This is a genomic window from Streptomyces mexicanus, assembly GCF_902506575.1.
GTDB classification, from domain to species: Bacteria; Actinomycetota; Actinomycetes; order Streptomycetales; family Streptomycetaceae; genus Streptomyces; species Streptomyces mexicanus.
Genome location: NZ_LR732544.1, coordinates 1,766,163 through 1,782,262 on the forward strand (window position 1 = coordinate 1,766,163; position 16,100 = coordinate 1,782,262).

Sequence of the window (16,100 nt, forward strand, 5' to 3'; positions counted from 1 at the left end):
GGGCGGGCACGGCGCCGGGGCCGCGGGCCCGTACCGGGACCCCGGGCTGCAGCCCGAGCGGACCCGGCTCGCCTGGCGGCGGACGACCCTGTCCGCCACGGTCGCCGCCGTGCTCGCCGTCAAGACGGCCCTGCACGGCGGGCCGTCGCCCGCGGGCCTGACCGTGTGCGCCCTGTGCTGCGTCCTGTGGCTGGGCTTCCTGCTGCTGGCCGAGGTGCGCATCCGCCGCCTGGGCCGGTCGGCCGCCCCGCCGGCGCTCGCCCCGCGCCTGGCCGCGGCGGCGGCCGTCTGCACGGTGGCCCTGGCGGTGTGCGCGACGGCGCTGGTGGTGTGAGGACACCGGGGCCGCCGGGGTACCGGGCCGATCGAGCGCGTGGGCCGGTCGGGCGCCGGACCTGTCGGACGCGCGGACAGTCCTCCTCTTGATGTTCCTCCGGCTTCCTCCCGTCGTGTCCCCGGTCACGTTCGGCCCGCGCACTGGACGACATACCGACTAGTCAGCATGATGGTCGCCATCGATGTCGTCGCGTCCTGTAGGAGCGTGCATGAGCCCCGACCACCCGCCCGGTCTCGATCTCGACCGCCTGCGCGGACTGCTCGACCGCGAGCGGCCCGGCCTGGCCCAGGGCCCCCTGACCGGCCGGCTGATCGAGGGCGGACGGTCGAACCTGACGTACACGGTCTCGGACGGCACCTCCCGGTGGGTCGTCCGGCGGCCGCCGCTCGGACACGTGCTGGCCACCGCGCACGACATGCGGCGCGAGCACCGGGTGATCAGCGCGCTGCACCCCACGCGCGTGCCGGTGCCGCGTCCGGTGCTGCTGTGCGAGGACGAGGAGGTGCTGGGGGCGCCGTTCTACGTCATGGAGTTCGTCGAGGGCACGCCGTACCGCACCGCCGCACAGCTCGCCCCGCTCGGCCCGGAGCGCACCCGCGGCGCGGTGCTGTCGCTGGTGGACACGCTGGTGGAGCTGCACGCGGTGGACCCGGCCGAGGTGGGCCTGGCGGACTTCGGGCGCCCGGAGGGCTTCCTGGACCGGCAGCTGCGGCGCTGGGGCAAGCAGCTGGACGCCTCCCGCAACCGCGAACTGGAGGGCATCGACGAACTGCACGCGGCCCTCGGCCGGCACCTGCCCGTCTCCCCCGCGCCGGCCGTGGTGCACGGGGACTACCGCCTGGACAACGCCCTCATCGGCGACGACGACCGGATCACGGCGGTGCTCGACTGGGAGATGTCCACGCTCGGCGATCCGCTGACCGACCTGGGCCTGCTGGTGATGTACTGCACGCCGCTGGGCCTGCCCGACTCACCGGTGTCCACCACCGCCGAGGCCCCGGGGCACCCCTCGCCCGCCGAGCTGGTCGAGCGGTACGCGGCGCGCTCGGGGCGGGACGTGAGCGGGCTGTCCTGGTACACGGCGTTCGCCTGGTTCAAGCTGGCCGTGATCCTGGAGGGCATCCACTACCGCTACACGCTCGGCCAGACGGTCGGCCGCGGCTTCGACCGCATCGGCGACCTCGTTCCCGTCTTCATCCGGCACGGCCTGACCACTCTTCACGAAGGCCTTCAGGAGGGCTGATCCAGCATGGACTTCGCGTTCGACGCGCGCACCGAGGAACTGCGCACGAAACTCCTCGCCTTCATGGACGAGCACGTGTACCCGGCCGAGCAGGTCGCGCACGAGCAGCGGGCGCGGCTCGCCTCGCCGTGGCAGACCCCGCCGGTGGTGGAGGAGCTGAAGGCCGAGGCCCGCCGGCAGGGCCTGTGGAACCTGTTCCTGCCGGACGCCGAGTACGGGGCCGGGCTGACCAACCTGCAGTACGCGCCGCTCGCCGAGATCACCGGCCGTTCCCCGCAGCTGGCGCCCACCGCCACCAACTGCGCGGCCCCGGACACCGGCAACATGGAGGTGCTGGCGCAGTTCGGCGACGAGCGGCAGAGGAAGCAGTGGCTGGAGCCGCTGCTGGCCGGTGAGATCCGCTCGGCGTTCGCGATGACCGAGCCGGAGGTGGCCTCCTCGGACGCCACCAACATCACCACCCGCATCGAGCGGGACGGCGACGAGTACGTCATCACCGGCCGCAAGTGGTACATCTCCGGCGCGATGCACCCCGACTGCACGATCTTCATCGTGATGGGCAAGACCGACCCGGACGGGCCGGACATCCGCCGCCAGCAGTCCATGGTGCTGGTGCCGCGCGACACCCCGGGCGTCACGGTGAAGCGGGCGATGCAGGTCTTCGGCTACGAGGACCACTACCACGGCGGTCACGCCGAGGTGGTCTTCGACCACGCGCGGGTGCCGGTGTCGAACCTGATCGGCGAGGAGGGCGGCGGCTTCGCCATCGCCCAGGCCCGGCTCGGTCCGGGCCGCATCCACCACTGCATGCGGCTGATCGGCATGGCCGAGCGGGCCATCGAGCTGATGTGCCGGCGGGCGGTGTCCCGTGAGGCGTTCGGCAAGGCGCTGGCCCAGCAGGGCGTGGTGCAGAACTGGATCGCGGACGCCCGGGTGCAGGTCGAGCAGTTGCGGCTGCTGGTGCTGAAGACCGCGTGGCTGATGGACACGGTCGGCAACCGGGGCGCGCACACCGAGATCCAGGCCATCAAGATCGCCACCCCGCGGGCGGTGGTGGGCATCCTGGACCGGGCGATCCAGCTGCACGGCGCGGGCGGCGTCAGCCAGGACTTCCCGCTGGCCGAGCTGTACGCGGGCGCGCGGACCCTGATGCTCGCCGACGGCCCGGACGAGGTGCACCAGCGGTCGCTGGCACGACGGGAGCTGAAGAGGTACCTGTGAGCCCCGGTCAGTAGCCGCCGGACGGCGTGTGGTCCGCCAGCGCCAGCGCGCGCAGGAAGCAGCGTGCGCGCAGGAGTTGGCGGGCCGCGAAACGGAAGGCGGCCGGGCGGCGCGGGGCGTAGGCGGCGGTCCAGAGCACGGGTACGTGATCCATGGCCTCAGCTTCGGCCGCGGCACCCCGAGCGGTCCAACAGATGGATTCGCTGGCTTCCATCTTTAAAATAGATGGATGGAGATCCGTCAGCTCCGTCATTTCATGGCGGTCGTCACCGAGGGCGGCTTCACGGCCGCCGCGCGCGCCGAGCTGATCGTCCAGTCGGCGCTGAGCACCTCGATCCGCAACCTGGAACGGGAGCTGGGTGCCGAGCTGTTCGAGCGCACGGGCCGCCGGGTGGTGCTGACGGAGGCCGGGCGGGCGCTGGTGCCGCAGGCCCGGGCGCTGCTGGCCGCCGCCGAGGCGGTCAAGGACGCGGTCGCGGCCGTCACCGACCTGGCCACCGGCCGCGTGTCCATCGGCACGATCCAGACGCTGACCTGCGTCGACCTGCCCGCCGAACTGGCCGCCTTCCACCGGGACGTGCCCGGTGTGCAGGTGTCGGTGCGGGACGCGCCGGTGGCCGAACTGACCGAGGCGCTACGGGCCGGCGAGCTGGACCTGGCGTATCTGGCGCCGGACGCGCGGCCGTTGCCCGAGGGCCTGACGGTGCACGCCACCTGGCAGGAGGAGCTGGTGCTGGTCACCGCGCCCGGACACCCGCTGGCGAAGGCGGGCCGCACCCTCATCAAGGACCTCGCCGAGGAACCCTTCGTCGACTTCCGCGCCGGGACCGGCCTGGAGACGGCCGTGCGGCGCCTGGCCGCCCATTGCGGCCTGGAGCGCCGTATCACCTGTGACGTCACGCAGATCGGGCTGCTGGTGGAGCTGGTGCGGGCCGGGATCGGGGTGGCGTTCGTGCCCCGGGCCATCGGGGAGCGGGCCGGGCTGCCCTGCGTACGGATCCGGCAGCCCGAGCCGGGCCGCACGGTCGTGCTGGCCGGTCGCGGGCCGCGGCCGCGCAACCCCGCGGCTGCGGCCCTGCTGCGTCACCTCACGGCCGCAGCGCCCGCAGCAGCAGGTCGGCCAGATGGTCGGCGACCTGCTGCGGGGTGAGCGGGCCGTCGGGGCGGTACCAGGTGGACAGGTGGTGGACGGACCCGAAGTGGTAGTCCACCACCAGGTCGGCGGGGGTGGCCGTGGAGAAGACGCCCTGCCGCTGGCCCTCCTCGATGAGCGCGCGGAAGCGTTCGTGGTAGCGGCGGCGCTCGGCGCGCACCTGCTTGTGCTTCTCGGGGCTGAGGTGGTGCATGGAGCGGAAGAAGATCGACGCGTCGTCCAGGTTCTCGATCGTGGTCACCACGACGTCCGCCGCCGCGTCGCGCAGCCGCTTCTCCACCGGCGCGTCCAGGCCGGCGAAGTGGTCCAGCCGCTCCTGCTGGACGCGCAGGACCCGCGCGTACACCTCCTGCAACAGGTCCTCCTTGGACCCGAAGTAGTGGTAGAGCGCGCCCTTGGTGACCCCCGCGGCCTCGACGATCTCCTGCACGGAGGTGCGGTCGTAGCCCTGCTCGGCGAAGAGCCGGGTGGCGGCGGCCAGGAGCCGCTGGGGCACGGGCGTGCCGTCCTTGTCCGTCGTCCTGGGCACTGCCGCCACCTGCCTCTCCGTAACTCTGCTAGCTGTCTCGCGTGCGGGAACGCAGTTCCCGACGCAGGATCTTCCCACTCGCCGTCTTCGGCAGCTCCGGCAGGATCTCCACCTGCCGCGGGTACTTGTACGCGGCCAGTCTCTCCTTGCAGTACGCGGCGAGCGCGTCCGGGTCCGCCTCGGCGCCGGGGCGCAGGCTGATGTACGCCTTGACGGTCTCCCCGCGGTAGCCGTCGGGCACGCCGACGACGGCCGCCTCGCGCACCGCCGGGTGGGTGTAGAGGACGTCCTCCACCTCGCGCGGCCACACCTTGAAGCCGGAGGCGTTGATCATGTCCTTCTTGCGGTCCACGACGTAGAGCCAGCCTCGCTCGTCCATGAACCCGATGTCGCCGGTGCGCAGCTCGCCGCCGGGGAAGGTCTCGGCGGTGGCGTCGGGCCGCCGCCAGTAGCCGGGCACGACCTGGGGGCCGCTGACGACGATCTCGCCCTGCTCGCCGAAGGGCACCTCCTGCCCGGCGTCGTCGAGGATCCGCACCACCGTGTCGGGGCCGGGCACGCCCACCGCGAGCGTCCCGGAGACCGGGTCGACGGGGGCCTCGTGGCCGGGCGGCACGGAGGCGCAGGGCGCGGTGCACTCGGTCAGGCCGTAGCCGTTGCGGATGTACGGCCCGAAGCCGGCCCGGAACTTCTCCACCAGGGCGGGCGGCAGCGGTGCGCCGCCGGAGGAGATGACCTCGAAGGAGGAGAAGTGGTCCGGGGTGACGGACGGGTGGGCGGCCAGCGCCATGAACGCGGTGGAGGGGCCCACGGTGTAGTGCGGCCGGTGCTCGGCGAACGCCTCCAGGACCACGCCCGCCTCGAAGCGGTAGGCCAGCACCAGGGTGCCCACGCTGTTCAGGCAGGCGCCGAACTGGCAGACCATGCCGGTGATGTGGAACAGCGGCGCCATCGCGAAGTACACCGGCGCCTCGGGCAGGTCCAGGCCGGTGCGCTGCCGTTCGGCGTTGTACATGATGTTGCGGTGGGTGTTGGTGGCGCCCTTGGGGGTGCCGCTGGTGCCCGAGGTGTAGCTGATCAGCGCGATGTCGCCGGGGAGCGGGTCACGGCCTTCCGGGGGCCGGTGGCCCGCGCGGGCCACGGCCGTCAGGTCGTCGGCGTCCGCGGCCGGCTCCAGTCGCTCGAAGCCGAGCACCCGCGCGTCGTCGCGGGTCTGGAAGTCCCGCTCGCAGGCGGTGAGCACGGCCCGCACCGGCGAGCCGGCGGCGGTGTCGCGCAGATACGCCTGCCAGGCCCGGTCGGAGCAGACGAGCGCGGCCGCCTCGGCGTCCTTCAGGACATGGGAGACCTCGGCCGACTTGTACATGGGGTTGACCGGGACGACGGTCGCGCCGGCCTTCCAGGCGCCGAGGACGGCGAGCACGAAGTGCGGGGAGTTCTGCAGGACGACGGCCACCCGGTCGCCGCGCTCCACCCCGCGCGCGGCCAGGTGCCCGGCGACCGAGTCGCTGAGCCGGTCCACCTCGCGGTAGGTCAGGCGGGCGTCGAAGTAGGCCAGGAAGGTGCGGTCCGGGGCCTCGGCGACCGCCCGGCGCAGGGCGTGCACCAGGGAGTCGTCGGGGTCGACCGGGGCGCGCTGGGCGTCGGTGAGGAGGGCCAGCCAGGGCTTGGCGGCGTAGCGCGAGGCGGTCACCGGTTCTCCTCCCACTTCTGCTGGATGCGGTTCATGTGGACCAGCCAGCGGTCGGGGTCGGCGGCGCGGGCCTGGTAGAAGCCGGCGACCTCGGGGTGCGGCAGGATTAGGAAGCGGTCCTCCTCGATGCCCTTGAACAGGGCGTCGGCCACGTCCTCCGGTTCGATCGCGGTCGGCCGGAGCACCAGGTCGCCCACGCTGCCGGTGGCGTCCAGCATGTCGGTGCGCACGCCCTGCGGGCAGATCGCGTGGACCTTGATGCCGCGGTGGCGGTAGGTGAGCGAGAGCCACTCGGCGAAGGCGTAGGCGCCGTGCTTGGTGACGCTGTACGGGGCGGCGCCGACCATGGTGAGCAGTCCGGCGGCGGAGACGGTGGCGACGAACCGGCCGCTGCCGCGCTCCAGCCAGGCCGGCACCAGCGCCTCGGCGGCGCGGACGTGGGCCATGACGTTGACGTCCCAGGCGCGTGCCCACGCCTCCTCGCCGGCCGCCTCCGAGCCGCCGGTGCCCACACCCGCGTTGGCGCAGTAGACGTCGATGGTGCCGCCGAGGGCGTCCCGTGCCTCGGCGACGATCGAAGAGGCGTCGCCGGGCAGGGCGACGGCGCCGATCTCCTCGGCGACGGACCGCGCCTTGTCCGCGTCGAGGTCGTTGACGACGACGCGGGCTCCCTCGGCGGCGAACCGGCGGGCCAGCGCGGCCCCGATGCCGCCCCCGGCCCCCGTGACGACGACTCCCGCTCCCTGAACGGCTTCCACCATCGGTCTCCTTCGACACGACTGCGACGCGACGCGCATCGGCTCTGCCGCGCCACACTAACCGGTCGGTATGTGGCGCGGGAAGGGGTGTCGCACAGCCGGCACCGCCAGTGGTGTGGACCATGGACGGTGCCGCCGGTTCGTTCCCAGCCGGCCGGGGCGCGCGCTAGCGTGCGTGACCATGACACGTGCCGGGATCACGGAGGTCACCGCATGAAGCTGTCCAGACGCAGCCTGCTCGCCACCACCGCCGCGGTCGCGGCCTCGACCGTCCCCGCCGCGCAGGCGCAGGCGGCCCCGCAGGGCCGCGGCCGGACGGTGCGCACCGGGTTCGAGCGCCTGGCCGCCGACGGCTACGCGCTGCTCGACGGACAGCGGGTCGGCATCGTCACCAACCCGACCGGGATCACCCGGGACGTGCGCCACATCGTGGACGTGATGCACGCCGACCGCCGGGTGGACCTGGTCGCCGTCTTCGGCCCCGAGCACGGCTTCCGCGGCACCGCGCAGGCCGGCGGCTCCGAGGGCCGCTACGACGACCCGGCCACCGGGCTGCCGGTGTACGACACGTACCTCAAGAGCGGGCAGCCGCTCGCCGACGTCTTCACCGCCTCCGGTGTGGACACGGTCGTCTTCGACATCCAGGACGTGGGCGCCCGCTTCTACACCTACATCTGGACGCTGTACGACTGCATGGAGGCCGCCGCGCTGGCCGGCAAGCGGTTCGTGGTGCTGGACCGGCCGAACCCGGTGACCGGGCGGGCGGCCCTCGGGCCGGTGCTGCACAAGGAGTTCGCGACCTTCGTCGGCCGCCAGCCGATCGCGCAGGCGCACGGCATGACGGTCGCGGAGCTGGCACGGCTGTTCAACGGCGAGTTCCTCGCCGAGCCGGTGCCGCTGGAGACGGTCCTGATGACGGGCTGGCGGCGCGCGGAGTTCTACGACGCCTCCGGGCTGCCCTGGGTGCCGCCGAGCCCCAACATGCCGACGCCCGACACCGCCCTGGTGTACTCCGGCACGTGCCTGTTCGAGGGCACCAACCTCTCCGAGGGCCGCGGCACCACCCGCCCCTTCGAACTGCTCGGCGCCGAGGGCCTCGACGGGCGCTGGGCCGAGGCGGCGAACGCGCTGGACCTGCCCGGCGTGCGCTTGCGCGAGGCGTACTTCGCGCCCACCTTCTCCAAGTTCCAGGGCACGACGATCGGCGGGGTGCAGATCCACGTCCACGACCGGGACGCCTTCGACCCCGTACGGACCGGCATCGCCCTGCTGGTGACGGCCAAGCGGGTCTGGAGCGGCTTCGCCTGGCGCTCGGACAACTGGATCGACAAGCTCACCGGCTCCGCCCGGGTGCGCACGATGATCGACGCCGGGGCCGGCCCCGACGAGGTGGTGGCCGCCTGGCAGGAGGAACTGGCCGCGTTCCGCCGGGTGCGGCAGCACTACCTGCTCTACAAGTGAGGTGGACCGCGTGTGAGGCGCGCCGCGCGCGGAGAACCGCGTGTGAGGTCACGGCGGCGGGCCGCAGGCGCCGGCCCGCCGCCGCGGTGTCTCACCGGTGCGAGGCGAACTCCACCACCTGCTGGTAGGTGGGCCGGTTCTGCCAGCTGATCCTGCCGTGCTCGATGCCGCCCAGCGGACGCTGGGCGATCGAGTCCGCGCACCACTGGTCGCCCGCCGCGCACTGGTCGTCGCCCGGGTAGACCTGGGCGGCGGTCGCCCGGGCCGCCTGCTTCAGGGTGGCGATCAGGGTGTCCCGGCAGGCGCTCAGGTCGCCGCCGCCGCAGTACTTCCTGGCGAGCGGACCGCGCACCTGCTCACCGAGCACCGCCCGGATGTCCTTGTCGACATAGCTCCACCAGCCGTACTGGAAGGCGCTGCCGGCGTGCGCGCCGGTCGGGCCGTGCCCGGCCGACGGCGACTCGTCGACGGCCAGGTTGCCGGTCAGGGCGGTGTACAGGTCGCTGCCGAGGCCGGGTTCGAACTCGGCCTTGACCAGCAGCGGCCACCAGGCGTCCAGGATCCGCACGGCGTCGGCGTGCGCGTACGTCTTCGAGCCGGCCGAGGTCTCGGTGCGCCTGCCGCCCGCGGACAGCCAGGCGTCGAGCGTGTTCACGGCCGCGGCGGCCGTGGGGTCGGCCACCGGCGCGCTGTCGATGACCTTCAGCAGGTGCGGCAGCACGTCCTCGGCGCGCAGGTCGGTCAGGGCCGCGTCCGCCATCGCCCGGGTCAGCGAGGCGCGGGTGACCCCGCCGGCCGCCACGAGCTTGCTCACCCGGTCGTCCAGCAGGTCGCCGCGGTGCACCGAGCCCTCGCCCCAGGGCGCGGCCGTGTAGTCCTTCGCCTGCTTGTTGTTCCAGGAGGTGTAGTAGTCCTGGTCGATGGAGTTCGGGTGCTCGGCGGGCGGGGTGTAGGCGGCGGTGTTGGTGGCCGGGTCCCAGTCGCGCCACTCGTACGCCGGCTGCGCCCACACCGGGAACTCGGCGTCCACGCCGCTCGCCCGCACCGGGTTGTCGCCGCTGTTGTAGTACGCGGTGTGCTGCGCGTCGGCGTAGAACCAGTTGAACGTGAAGTTGATGTGCTGCGCGGCCTGCTGGAAGTCCTGCGGTCCCTTGACGAAGTCGGGGTCGTTGAGCATCTGGAAGCCGATGATGGAGTCGGCCTCGTGCAGGTAGGAGGAGCGCAGGGTGGTGTAGGCGACCTTCTTGCCGCCGACGGTGGCGCGGTACTGCACCGGGCCGTACTCGGTGCGCCACACCCGCATCGTGTAGGAGCCGGCGGCCGTGCCGTCGGCGACCGTGGGCTTCCAGGAGTTGGCCCGCTCGACCTGGTCCATGGCCGTGCAGGTGCCGTGGTACAGGTAGTGGTGGTCGTCCTGGCACAGCTCGACGGCGTAGGTGTCGATGATGTCCTGGCCGGAGGTGGTGGCGCTCCACGCGTAGTCCTGGCCGCGGCCGAGTTCCACGTACATGCTCAGGCCGGCGAAGGAGGCGCCGCGGGCGCTGATGCCCGGGCCCTGGATCTCCTGGAGCAGCAGCAACTGGGGCGCGAAGTAGCCGGTCTGCGGGCCGAACACGGCGACCGGGTGGCCGCTCGCGGTGTGCGCGCCGCTGACCACGAGGGCGTTGGACATGCCCCGGCGGGCGGAGGAGAGAGTGGACTTCGCGGCCGTGGTGGAGGCGCTCTTGGCGGCGGCACTCGCCGCGCTGCCGGTGCGGTCGTACACCAGCGGCTCCTGGGTCACCGAGCCGGGATCGGGCAGCGCCTCGCCCTTCGGTGCGTCCGGCTTGGTGGCGTAGGGGAAGCTCTGGCCGTCGTGGAGGGTCAGGACGGCCTCGGGGTCGTTGCGCTCGCGGAAGGACTCCCAGACCCTGGTGCCCTCGTCGACGCCGTACTTGGCCTGGGCGGCCAGCAGGGACAGGGCGTTGTTCACCTCGCCGCCCCCGCCGGAGCCGAACAGCGAGCCGACCACGGAGGCCAGCGCGACCAGGTCGGTGACCTTGAAGTGCTCGATCTTCCCGGCGTTGGTGAGCGCGTCCTTGTGGCCGGTCAGGACGTACTCGCCGGGGAAGTAGCGGCCGGAGTCGGAGGCGTCGATGTAGGCGTTGATGCCGGCCAGGTAGGCGTTCACGTCGGCGAGGGCCTGCTGCCCGCGGGCGCCGTTGTGCGCGACGGCGTTGTCGATCTGCGCCTGCAGATCGGCCTCGGTGTAGGGGGCGTTGCGGTAGAACTGCTGCTCCAGGCCCTGGTTGGCGGCGGCGCCGCCGGCGAAGGAGGTCAACTGGCCGCGCCCGACGTGCCGGAAGACGTCCATGAGCCACAGTCGGTCCTCGGCGGCGGCGTAGCCCGCGCCGAACTCGGTGCCGTAGCGCGTGGTGCCCGTGATGTGCGGCACACCCGTCTTCTTGTCGCGGACGATGGTGACGTCGCCGCGCCCGGCGGGCTTCTCGGTGGAGGCGACCTGGTCGGCGGGGACGCCGAACGAGGCGTCGTTGAAGAAGCTGTTGATCTTGGCGTCGGTGAGGGCCGGGTAGCCCGTGGCGAGGTTCGCGTACGGACCGAGCTGGTCCTCGGCGTGACCGGGCTGGGTGCCGAAGCCCTGGTTGAGCAGGATCTGGGCGAGGGTGGCGTTGCCGTTCTCACCGGGCGGCAGGATGTCCGAGCACCGGCCGCCGCAGTAGTCGTCCGCGGCGGCCTTCGGGGTGGCGTCCGCGGCCACCGCTTGGGAAAAGGGTGACAAAAGACCGGCAATGAGGACGCATACGGAGGCCGTCTTCAGGAACCCGGGGAATCTGCGGGGAGTTCTCACTTCGTCGAGCGCGTTGCGTGGGATGCGCCGTGGCATGACTGCTCCTCCCGACGGGGACGGGGCGGCACGTTACCGCCGGTATCCCCGAGTTGGAAGATGAACATGCGTCACTTTTTCGGGAGTGGCCCCGTGGCGGACATGACGGTCGACAAGGGCGAAGTTATGGCGGTCATCGGAAATCGGATGGAGCCGATTCGCGGCTCGGCACGTCTATCCGGCGACGCCCGTACGACCGCCGCGTGCGGCGGCCGTGCGGCGACGCCGAAGTGACCGAAGTGACCGATGTACAGGTGCAGGTGTGACGGAGGTGCAGGGCGATGGCCGGTTTCCGGAGTCTGGCGAGACAGGTGAGGGACCCGCGGTGCGATCTGGCGCTGCGGCGCTACTCACTGCGCAAGTGCCTTGAGCGGTTCGCTCCCTACGGGCACAGGGCGACCTGGGACCATCTGTGCTCCCGGGCCGGGTTCGGACCCGAGGACAGGTCCCCCGATCCGGCGCGCCTCGTGGCCGCGCTGGAGGAGCTGGAGGAGGCGCGGGCGGTCTGGCTCGACTACGAGGTCGAGTTCGCCCGGCGCCGCAGGAAGGAGAAGCACGACGGGCTGCGCCGGCCGGGCAGCGTGGACGACTGGCACCGGCTGACCTGGGGCGGATTCGGGGTCGCCTGGGGCGACGCCCCGCGGGTGCACCCGTCCGAGCCGCTGGCGGAGGTGCTGCGCCGGCGACCGGGGAGGCGGCGGGGCACGCGCGGTACACCTACCGGTTGCGGGTGTCGGCCACGGCTCGCAAGGGGCTGGAGGCGGAGTGGGGCCGCTGCCGCTGGGTGTGGAACGAGTGTGTGGCCCGTTCGAAGAAGGCCCACGCTGAGGGGGAGGCGTGCGGTCCGGCACGGCTGGACAAGATGCTGACGGAGGCTCGTGCCGTCACTCCGTGGCTGGCGGCGGGCTCGTCCGTGCCGCAGCAGCAGACCATCCGCGACTTCGCCGCCTCCCGCACCAAGGCGCTGAAGGACATCAAGGACCGGCTCCCGCTCAAGCGGCGGGCGGGCATGCCCCGGCACAGGCGGAAGCACCGTGCGCGGCCGACGCTGAACTACACCCGGCGCGGCTTCCGTCTCAAGGACGGGCGCCTGCACCTGGCGGGCGGCCTCGTCCTGACCGTGGTGTGGTGCCGGCCACTGCCTGCCGAACCCTCCTCGGTGCGGGTCTACCGCGACCGTCTCGGCGCCTGGTACGCCTCCTTCGTCGTGCGCGCCCCGGTCGAGCCGCTGCCGCCGACCGGACGCGTCCTGGGGGTTGACTGGGGTGTGAGGGAGACGGCGACCACCACCTCCGACGCCCACGACCTCCCGCACCCTCAGTACGGGCTCAAGGCGCAGGTGAAGCTGTCCCGGTACGACCGGATGATGGCCCGCCGCAAACCGGCCAAGGGGCAGGCGGCGTCGAAGGGGTACCGGGAGGCGAAGAGGTGGCGGGCGAAGACGTACGCGAAGATCGCCCGGCAGCGGCAGGACGCGGCACGCAAGTGGGCGAAGAAGGTGGTGCGCGACCATGACGTGATCGCGGTGGAGGACTTCCGGCCCAGGTTCCTGGCCCGGTCGTCGATGGCCAGGAAGGCGGCGGACGCCGCGATCGGTGCGACCAAGCAGGCCCTGATCGAGATGGGCCGCAAGCACGGCCGGGACGTGCGGCTGGTGCATCCCGCGTACACCACGATGGACTGCGGCAGGTGCGGAGCGAGAACCAAGCACGCCCTGCCGCTGTCGGAACGCACCTACACCTGCACCGCGTGCGGAGCCGTCTCGCCACGGGACAAGAACTCCGCGCGCGTGATGCTCCTCCGGGCAGGTCTGGACCCGGCTGGCATCGAGGGCGCAAGACCTCCCGGAGCGCCGCTCCGGGAGGCTGCCTGAGCCAGGAATCCCCTCCCTTCAGGGAGGGGAGCAGTCAATCCCCCAGATCCGGCAGGTGCTCCGGGGCCGGGCAGATACGGTCGCCGTGCTGGGCGAAGACGAACTGGTGGGCAAAGTCCCACCAGCAGCGGCGCCTGCATGCCGTGCCGCAAGGCGAGGTCAGGAGTGGCGCGCTGGGATGGGGCGCGGCCCGCTCACTTCGTCGACGTCAGGTGGGAGAAGACGACGACGTTGCTGGAGTAGCCGGTGCGGCGGGTGTAGAGGCCGCCGCAGGTGATCAGGTGCAGCTCGGGGCGGCGGGAGTGGCCGTACACCTCCTTGTCGGGGAAGCGGGTCTTGTCGAACACGCGCACCTTGTCCACGGTGTAGACGGCGGTACGGCCGTCCGCGCGCCGCACCTCGATGTGGCGGCCCGGCTCGACCTGGCCGAGCGCGGCGAAGACGGCGGCGCCGGTGGTGGTGTCGCGGTGCCCGACCGCGACGGCCGTGTCCGGCTCCCCCGGCGAGGGACCCCGGTCGTACCAGCCGACCACCTTGGGCTGGTCCACCGGCGGGGTCTGCAACTGCCGGTCGGCGTCCAGGCCGATGGCGACGACGGGTGCGTCGATCCCGAGGGAGGGGATGCGCAGGTGCGTCGCCCGGGAGCGGGGCAGCGGCTCGGGCGGGGGCGCGGCGGGTGCCGGGGCGGCCCGGTCGTCCGCGTCCGGGTCGGCCTGCCCGCCGGCGGTGTCCGTGCCGGGGCTGTGCGGGCCGGCGGCCCGGTCCGGGGCGGTGTGCTCGTGGTGCCCCTCGCACCGGACCCCCAGCGTCACCAGGACGGTCGCGAGCACGGCCGTCCTGGCCAGACGGTAGGCGCGGGTCCGGTACCAGGGTCTGCGTCTGCGCCTACGCGGCACGGCGGGGACGCCGGCGGACCAGCCGGAGGTACGCGACCGCGCTGACCACGACTAGGCCCACGGCCCCGGCCGCGGCCACCGGGGAGAAGGCCTGCGCGGGGTCGACGAGACCGCCGCCGCCCGCGTGCACGCCGCCCCTGGGGCCGGACGGGTCGCCGTGGCCGCCCGCGCCGCCGCCGTGCTCGTCGTGGTCCTGGTCCTCGATCTGCTGGTTCGGGCCGTCGTGGCGCTGGCCGTCCTGGTGGCAGTTGACCCGGAAGATCTTCTCCTTGGGGTTGGTGCCGATGGTCCAGGTCAGCCGGTACTGCCCGTCGGCCAGCGTCATCTCGTCGGTGTGCCCGGAACCGGAGTTGAGGCCGAGGGCGATGGCGCCGGTGACGGTGGCGCTGCTGGGCAGCGGCGGCTGGGCCTGGATGGTGTACCCCACGGTCGTCAGCTCGCCGAAGTTCGCCGCCTCCAGATAGAACTTGCAGACGGCCGGGTCGTCCTTCGGGACGCCGTAGGGCACACCCACGCGGTGGATCCTGATGTCGCCGGCGTCTCCCGGAGCGGCCTTGGCGACCGGCGCCGCCAGCCACGTGGCACCCGCCAGGGTCAGGACCGTCAGGGCCGCGGTCGCACCGACGCGGGAGCCGAGGGTGCGTGGGAGTGTCAGGGTGGGCATGACGCGTTCCTCCGAGTCAGACGATTTTCATACAAATCGCTCGTTCACCTGACTCTCTTTCACACCCCCTCACCGCGGTGCGGCACCGACGCCCGACGCGCCGTCACACATCACTCCTCCGGCGCAATCGCGCCCTGCGCGCGGCACCCTTCCGGCCCCGGCCGGCCTCCCCCGCCGGCCGCCGGGGAGCGCCCGGCGCTCTCGGGCGGCCCCTCACCGCGCGGCGCGCGCAGGGCGCCGCCCGCGGAGAGCACGAGCAGCGCACCGAGCAGTACGAAGGGCGCGGCCACCCCGGCGACGCCGGCCACCAGCCCGGCGGCGGCGGGCGCGGCCACCTGGCCGAGCCGGTTGCCGGTCAGCCGCAGCGCCAGCGCGGTGGAGCGCGCCTGCTCGGGCGCCGCCCGGACCACGGTCGTCATCGACAGCGGCTGGCCGACGCCCCGGCAGAACCCGAGCACCGCGAGCATCGCGCCCAGCGCCCACACCGGCACGGGCAGCGCCACACCCGCGCACAGCGCCCCCGCCAGCAGGCAGGTCACGGTCAGCAGCAGCCTGCGGCCCAGCCGCCGCAGCAGCGGGGTCAGCACCAGCCGGCAGGCGATGGTGGCCGCCGCGCGCAGGCCGAGCAGCACCCCGACCACGGACGGCGCGATCCCCCGGTGCTCGCCGACCACCGGCAGATAGGCGGTGAGGACGTCGGTGGCCGAGAGCACCGACAGGCTGACGAGGATGCCCGCGGGCACCCCCCGGGCCGCCAGGATGCGCCGCACGGGAACGCGCCCGGGCCGCGACCCGGACGAGGCCGTGGAGGCCGTACGGGGCTCGATGCGCCACAGCGACGTGCAGGCGACGGCGGCGACCGCGCCCGCGACGAGCAGCGCGAGCGCGCTGGTCCCGGCCAGGTCGGGGCCGCCGATGAGCGCGCCCGCCGCGAGCGGCCCGATCAGCTGGCCGAGCGAGGCACCGATGGTGAAGTGGCCGAAGTCGCGGTCCTGTTCGTGCGGCGCGGACCGGCGGGCCACGATCGACTGCGCCCCGATCACGAAGCAGAGGTGCCCCAGGCCCATCACCCCGCTCCAGACGGCCATCGCCGGCAGCGAGCCGGCCGCCCCGCTCAGCGCGCAGCCGCCCGCGATGAGCACCACCCCGGCGGGCAGCAGCGGTGCGCACCGGCCGTGGTCGGTACGGCGGCCCAGCGGCACCGCGGCGAACAGCGGCAGCACGGCGTACACGCCCGCGATCACGCCGACGGCGCGCTCGTCGGCGCCCAGCGCCAGCGCCCGGTAGGACACGGCGGGCCGGGCCATCGACACCGCCGCCTGCGCGAAGCCGAAGGCGAGGACGAGACGGAGCAGCCAGCCGCGGTTCCCGCCGGGCGCCATGGGACC

The 16,100-nt window shown here is 73.2% G+C and carries 16 protein-coding genes and 1 pseudogene; 8 read left to right on the top strand and 9 right to left on the bottom strand.

Going from position 1 to position 16,100, the window contains the following annotated elements:
- The 3 genes from GV126_RS07950 to GV126_RS07960 form a co-directional block, all read left to right on the top strand.
- On the top strand, positions 1-334 hold a 334-nt coding region (locus tag GV126_RS07950), incomplete at its 5' end, for a DUF202 domain-containing protein (protein ID WP_438947832.1).
- Positions 335-545: 211 nt separating this feature from the next.
- Positions 546-1,580 carry a phosphotransferase family protein gene (locus GV126_RS07955; protein ID WP_159663944.1) on the top strand — a complete coding sequence of 345 codons (1,035 nt, stop codon included), beginning with the start codon at positions 546-548 and terminating at the stop codon, positions 1,578-1,580.
- 6 nt (positions 1,581-1,586) lie between these two features.
- Positions 1,587-2,801, top strand: a complete 1,215-nt coding sequence (locus tag GV126_RS07960; RefSeq protein ID WP_159663946.1) for an acyl-CoA dehydrogenase — start codon at positions 1,587-1,589, stop codon at positions 2,799-2,801.
- Positions 2,802-2,808: 7 nt separating this feature from the next.
- On the opposite strand, the gene GV126_RS35685 is transcribed toward GV126_RS07960, so the two are convergent.
- Positions 2,809-2,955 carry a hypothetical protein gene (locus GV126_RS35685; protein ID WP_185947566.1) on the bottom strand — a complete coding sequence of 49 codons (147 nt, stop codon included), beginning with the start codon at positions 2,953-2,955 and terminating at the stop codon, positions 2,809-2,811.
- Positions 2,956-3,030: 75 nt separating this feature from the next.
- Between GV126_RS35685 and GV126_RS07965 the strand changes: the two genes are divergently transcribed.
- Positions 3,031-3,951, top strand: a complete 921-nt coding sequence (locus tag GV126_RS07965) for a LysR family transcriptional regulator (protein ID WP_159663948.1) — start codon at positions 3,031-3,033, stop codon at positions 3,949-3,951.
- Here GV126_RS07965 and GV126_RS07970 read toward each other — a convergent pair.
- Genes GV126_RS07970 through GV126_RS07980 form a run of 3 tightly spaced genes read right to left on the bottom strand, consistent with a single transcriptional unit; the run spans position 3,890 to position 6,937 of the window.
- The gene (locus GV126_RS07970; protein ID WP_159663950.1) at positions 3,890-4,483 is read right to left on the bottom strand and encodes a TetR/AcrR family transcriptional regulator; all 594 of its coding nucleotides are present in this window, start codon (positions 4,481-4,483) and stop codon (positions 3,890-3,892) included. The genes GV126_RS07965 and GV126_RS07970 overlap by 62 nt on opposite strands.
- A gap of 28 nt (positions 4,484-4,511) precedes the next feature.
- Positions 4,512-6,176: a class I adenylate-forming enzyme family protein gene (locus tag GV126_RS07975; protein ID WP_159663952.1), complete on the bottom strand. Its 1,665-nt coding sequence runs from the start codon at positions 6,174-6,176 to the stop codon at positions 4,512-4,514.
- The gene (locus GV126_RS07980) at positions 6,173-6,937 is read right to left on the bottom strand and encodes an SDR family oxidoreductase (RefSeq protein ID WP_159663954.1); all 765 of its coding nucleotides are present in this window, start codon (positions 6,935-6,937) and stop codon (positions 6,173-6,175) included. Before GV126_RS07980 ends, GV126_RS07975 begins: the two co-directional genes overlap by 4 nt.
- Positions 6,938-7,147: 210 nt before the next feature.
- Between GV126_RS07980 and GV126_RS07985 the strand changes: the two genes are divergently transcribed.
- Entirely contained in the window at positions 7,148-8,395 is a 1,248-nt protein-coding gene (locus GV126_RS07985; protein WP_185947565.1) for an exo-beta-N-acetylmuramidase NamZ family protein, read from the top strand.
- 91 nt (positions 8,396-8,486) lie between these two features.
- Here GV126_RS07985 and GV126_RS07990 read toward each other — a convergent pair whose 3' ends face one another.
- Positions 8,487-11,279 (bottom strand): penicillin acylase family protein, encoded by a 2,793-nt coding sequence (locus tag GV126_RS07990; protein WP_159663958.1) that lies wholly within the window; start codon positions 11,277-11,279, stop codon positions 8,487-8,489.
- 102 nt (positions 11,280-11,381) lie between these two features.
- Between GV126_RS07990 and GV126_RS37140 the strand changes: the two genes are divergently transcribed.
- From GV126_RS37140 to GV126_RS08000, 3 genes are read left to right on the top strand one after another with little or no spacing between them, the layout of a single operon-like run.
- A complete protein-coding gene (locus GV126_RS37140) occupies positions 11,382-11,513 on the top strand; it encodes a hypothetical protein (protein WP_268977401.1) in 132 nt (43 codons plus the stop codon).
- A 47-nt stretch (positions 11,514-11,560) separates the two neighbouring features.
- Positions 11,561-12,148, top strand: a complete 588-nt coding sequence (locus GV126_RS07995) for a hypothetical protein (protein WP_438947833.1) — start codon at positions 11,561-11,563, stop codon at positions 12,146-12,148.
- On the top strand, positions 12,034-13,152 hold the full coding sequence (locus tag GV126_RS08000; RefSeq protein ID WP_438947873.1) for an RNA-guided endonuclease InsQ/TnpB family protein: 1,119 nt from the start codon (positions 12,034-12,036) through the stop codon (positions 13,150-13,152). Before GV126_RS07995 ends, GV126_RS08000 begins: the two co-directional genes overlap by 115 nt.
- Positions 13,153-13,186: 34 nt before the next feature.
- On the opposite strand, the pseudogene GV126_RS36290 reads toward GV126_RS08000, so the two are convergent.
- From GV126_RS36290 to GV126_RS08020, 4 genes and pseudogenes are all read right to left on the bottom strand, one after another.
- Positions 13,187-13,325, bottom strand: a pseudogene (locus GV126_RS36290) (sugar ABC transporter ATP-binding protein); the annotation flags it as partial.
- A 21-nt stretch (positions 13,326-13,346) separates the two neighbouring features.
- Positions 13,347-14,048, bottom strand: a complete 702-nt coding sequence (locus GV126_RS08010) for a class F sortase (protein ID WP_419796040.1) — start codon at positions 14,046-14,048, stop codon at positions 13,347-13,349.
- Positions 14,038-14,712, bottom strand: a complete 675-nt coding sequence (locus GV126_RS08015; RefSeq protein ID WP_159663964.1) for a hypothetical protein — start codon at positions 14,710-14,712, stop codon at positions 14,038-14,040. Before GV126_RS08015 ends, GV126_RS08010 begins: the two co-directional genes overlap by 11 nt.
- A 110-nt stretch (positions 14,713-14,822) precedes the next feature.
- The gene (locus tag GV126_RS08020) at positions 14,823-16,094 is read right to left on the bottom strand and encodes an MFS transporter (protein ID WP_159663965.1); all 1,272 of its coding nucleotides are present in this window, start codon (positions 16,092-16,094) and stop codon (positions 14,823-14,825) included.
- Positions 16,095-16,100: the final 6 nt, after the last annotated feature.

What these genes read in the sequence shown, in the direction of transcription:
- GV126_RS07965 (WP_159663948.1), top strand. Translation starts at nt 3,031, where the DNA reads ATGGAGATCCGTCAGCTCCGTCATTTCATGGCGGTCGTCACCGAGGGC.
- GV126_RS07990 (WP_159663958.1), bottom strand. Translation starts at nt 11,279, where the DNA reads ATGCCACGGCGCATCCCACGCAACGCGCTCGACGAAGTGAGAACTCCC.
- GV126_RS08015 (WP_159663964.1), bottom strand. Translation starts at nt 14,712, where the DNA reads ATGCCCACCCTGACACTCCCACGCACCCTCGGCTCCCGCGTCGGTGCG.
- GV126_RS07980 (WP_159663954.1), bottom strand. Translation starts at nt 6,937, where the DNA reads ATGGTGGAAGCCGTTCAGGGAGCGGGAGTCGTCGTCACGGGGGCCGGG.
- GV126_RS07985 (WP_185947565.1), top strand. Translation starts at nt 7,148, where the DNA reads ATGAAGCTGTCCAGACGCAGCCTGCTCGCCACCACCGCCGCGGTCGCG.
- GV126_RS08020 (WP_159663965.1), bottom strand. Translation starts at nt 16,094, where the DNA reads ATGGCGCCCGGCGGGAACCGCGGCTGGCTGCTCCGTCTCGTCCTCGCC.
- GV126_RS07995 (WP_438947833.1), top strand. Translation starts at nt 11,561, where the DNA reads ATGGCCGGTTTCCGGAGTCTGGCGAGACAGGTGAGGGACCCGCGGTGC.
- GV126_RS37140 (WP_268977401.1), top strand. Translation starts at nt 11,382, where the DNA reads ATGACGGTCGACAAGGGCGAAGTTATGGCGGTCATCGGAAATCGGATG.
- GV126_RS35685 (WP_185947566.1), bottom strand. Translation starts at nt 2,955, where the DNA reads ATGGATCACGTACCCGTGCTCTGGACCGCCGCCTACGCCCCGCGCCGC.
- GV126_RS07955 (WP_159663944.1), top strand. Translation starts at nt 546, where the DNA reads ATGAGCCCCGACCACCCGCCCGGTCTCGATCTCGACCGCCTGCGCGGA.
- GV126_RS07960 (WP_159663946.1), top strand. Translation starts at nt 1,587, where the DNA reads ATGGACTTCGCGTTCGACGCGCGCACCGAGGAACTGCGCACGAAACTC.